Origin of the sequence: Paenibacillus agaridevorans (genome assembly GCF_003112455.1) — a bacterium.
Lineage (GTDB): Bacteria > Bacillota > Bacilli > Paenibacillales > Paenibacillaceae > Pristimantibacillus > Pristimantibacillus agaridevorans.
This window is the reverse complement of the sequence record NZ_BDQX01000163.1, coordinates 30,185-33,395: the sequence shown is the minus strand read 5'-3', so window position 1 is coordinate 33,395 and position 3,211 is coordinate 30,185. Positions and strand designations below refer to the sequence as shown.

Annotated in this window: 3 protein-coding genes; all 3 read right to left on the bottom strand. The window is 58.1% G+C overall.

What is annotated here, in order from left to right:
* Positions 1-882 (bottom strand): STM4011 family radical SAM protein (locus PAT3040_RS14225; RefSeq protein ID WP_108993255.1); only part of this gene is annotated, 882 nt, incomplete at its 3' end.
* A complete protein-coding gene (locus PAT3040_RS14220; protein ID WP_108993254.1) occupies positions 879-2,279 on the bottom strand; it encodes an STM4012 family radical SAM protein in 1,401 nt (466 codons plus the stop codon). The genes PAT3040_RS14225 and PAT3040_RS14220, both read right to left, overlap by 4 nt.
* A gap of 19 nt (positions 2,280-2,298) precedes the next feature.
* Positions 2,299-3,084 carry an STM4013/SEN3800 family hydrolase gene (locus PAT3040_RS14215; RefSeq protein ID WP_108993371.1) on the bottom strand — a complete coding sequence of 262 codons (786 nt, stop codon included), beginning with the start codon at positions 3,082-3,084 and terminating at the stop codon, positions 2,299-2,301.
* Positions 3,085-3,211 lie beyond the last annotated feature (127 nt).

Genomic DNA, 3,211 nt, shown 5'->3' with positions numbered 1-3,211 from the left:
GCCGGGCGGGCCGCCCAGCCTGCCGCCATCACGTCGGGGATTTCGCTCCAGCAGTCCATCCCCATAGATGCCGGCCAGCTCCAGATGCGGCATATGAATATAGCCGATGTAGCAATCGCACACCTTCATCCGGCATGCCCGCTTGGCGGAGAGTCCTTCCAGGCCGTCTCTGTAGAGATTGCCGATCAATCCGCGGTCCTTGTAGCAGCGTTTGACGAGACCCGCGCCTTGCACGTAGAACACGCTGCTCCCCGCATGGCATTCCTTGCCCATGCTTTCGTAATCCATCGCGTTAATGCCGAAGTAGGGATCGATCGCCTGCAAGGCGGCAATGTCCTCGTCCCCGTAATAATCGGGCTGATCCTTGTAGGCGTTGACCCAGAGATAAACGTCCTCCGGCAGCATGCCGCGGAGCGAGGCGATCGCGGGGATCGCGCTGCGAAGTCCGACGCTGCCTACGCTGAAAGGAACGCCATGCTCTCGGGCCTGCATACACTGGGACAGAAAACGTTCCTCCGTTACTTGGCCGGGATGATAGGTCGCCCAAAACGCGGCTTTGCCAGGGTTTAGCTCGCGAGCGAAGTCGAGCCGCGCGGACAAATTGGTTTGAATGGCGATTTTAGCTACATGCGGCATATGGGACAGCTCCACCATGGCTTCGCGATACCAGCGGTGGATCAGCGCCTCCCCGTAAGGGTTGAAGAAGATGGACAGCCGATGGCCGGCTTGTCCTTGCTCACGTACCCAATCTACGAAGACGCGCAGCTGCTTGCGATCCTTCGCCAGCGTCTCGGCGTTGTCCTTCGTTTTGCCGAAGGGGCAATACGGACAGTCGTAGTTGCAAGAAGAGAGGCTGCCGCGGTAATAAAGCACGGCGTTCATAATACCACGAACCTTTCCATTCGTTCGCGGATCTCTCCGGAGATGAGCCAGTCGCCGATGGAGTCGGAATAGGAGAAGCCTTCCGGAGTCATACGAAGCAAGCCGTCCTCCAGGGAGGCGAGTCCGGACCTAGGCAGCAGCGACAGCTCCGGCAGGTCGCTCCACAGATCCGTGCCGAAGCGGGAAGCGTAGTCGGCAGGACGCAAGCCTTCGCTATGCAGGATCGCCTTAAGCACGAAACGGCGCCGCTGCTCCTCCTTGCTCAGGACAATGCCGTAATCCGCCGTATCGTACCGTTCGGCGGCTACATAGTCGGCAATGATGCTCTCCGTCGCTTTGCGGCTTACGCCGTAACGGGAAGCGTAGTGGACATCCCGCGTGTAGGATCTTGCCCCGCAGCCGAGTCCGACCATGCCTTCCTCCTGGCAGCTATAGTCCAATAGCTTCTTGTCGCCGCCGACCGTGGAAGCTGCGGAAGTTTTGGCGAATCTCCTCATGGAGGATTGCACATAACCTCGTTTCGAGAGCATGTCCCTGGCAGCCGTATAACAAGCCAAACGGATATCGGGCTCCCGTTCGATCCGCTCCGGCTTTACGATCGTATGGTCGCGAGTGTACAAGGGATACAGGAAAATTTCCTCCGGATCGTATTGCAGAGCTTCCTCCAGCGAATACAGCCAGCTTTCGACCGTCTGACCGGGCAGCCCATAGATCAAGTCCAGATTGAGAATGGGAAAATCGTACGAAGTCAGCATCGCAAGCGCTTGATGCACGACCTGCGGCGGCTGAGGCCGGTAGATGGCCGATGCCTCCGCGTCGACAAAGCTCTGGATGCCCATGCTGACACGGTCGACGCCCGCAGCTTTCAGGACATCCAGCTTCTCCGGCGTAATCGTCTCCGGAGACGCTTCTACGGAAATGGAGACGGAGTTTTTATCCACCCCCATCACGTCATAGGCAATGTAGAATAATCGGCTAAGCAGCTCTGCGGACAACAACGTCGGTGTGCCTCCGCCAATGGCGAAGCGGGCATAGGGCTTGCCTGTGATGATGCTTGACCACTGGCGCGCTTGCCGCTCCAGCGCGTCCACGTACCGGATATGGACGTCATCGCGTTTGTCCGGCAGCGTGAACAGGTTGCAGAACCCGCAGCGGGCGCCGCAGAACGGGATGTGCATATATAGGAAATACGATTCCGCCGGCTCCTGCCGCCACAGTTCTTCCAGAGACAAGGCGGGAGAAAGCTCGCGGTACGCCATCTTGTGCGGATAGGAATAGAGGTAGGAGCGGTAAGGATTGGCTTTGATCCGCTCTGCCCACTGATCAACTTCGGAATCGGAGCAAGGACGGCCCAAAGTTTGCCGGTCCGCCGAAGCACGCTGGATCGACCCAGACATATTGCATTCCTCCTTTCAATTATAGAATGAATTCCCGGTAAGGCACGTCCCATACGGTCTCATGCGCAAGCCGGTGCCCATGGTAGCCGTCTTCGCCGAACGCTTCGCCGTGATCGGAGAAGACGAGGCAGAAGACGGGCTTGCCGCGCTCCCGGAGCCTTTGGAAAAGCCGGCCTAATTCGCCGTCCACGTAACGAAGGGCGGCGCGCTGGGTATCGACGGAATCCCGGCGCGCTCCCTCGACATAATGATGGGACGGTCCATGAATCGCGGACACGTTCATAAACAGAAACAGCCGCTGGTCCAGCGGAGTGTCGTCCAGCAGCCCCAGAGCATGGTTCACTTGATGCTCCGTGGACCTGGGATTGGTTACGCCGAAGTTCATGCGCCAATAGCTGTGCTGAAAGTAACCGGGCAGCACGCGGGCCAACGGCACTTTTTTGCTGAAAAAAATAACCCCGCCTATGCAAACCGTCTTATACCCTTCGGCCGCTAGTCCTGATACGATATCCGGGGTATCGAACAGCCACGTTCGGGGATCCGTCTTCATCCCGGTGCGGCTGGAATGGAAGAGTCGGACGTGCGACGACTTGTCCGTCGTAGCGGGAGTCGGCAGGAACCCGCCGAAAAAAGCGTGATGCGCGGCATACGTAAAGCTGCCGGGCGTATGGCGTTTCTCCCAGGAGCCGCTGCCGCACAGATTCGGGCAGTTTTTCTCCTCCAGCACGGCCGCATCGTAACGAAGCGTATCCAGCGTAATCATCAAAATATCGTGCGTGCCGACAATGGTATTCATATCTGTGATCATGTTTCATTCATCCTTTGCGCCAGCTTATCCTGATGTCCGAACAGTCCGCGCATTTCCCATTCGTAGGGATCCAAACCCTCATGCAGTGCCCCATAAAGGAGGTCGCCGAACGGATTGACGTCGG

What these genes read in the sequence shown, in the direction of transcription:
- PAT3040_RS14220 (WP_108993254.1), bottom strand. Translation starts at nt 2,279, where the DNA reads ATGTCTGGGTCGATCCAGCGTGCTTCGGCGGACCGGCAAACTTTGGGC.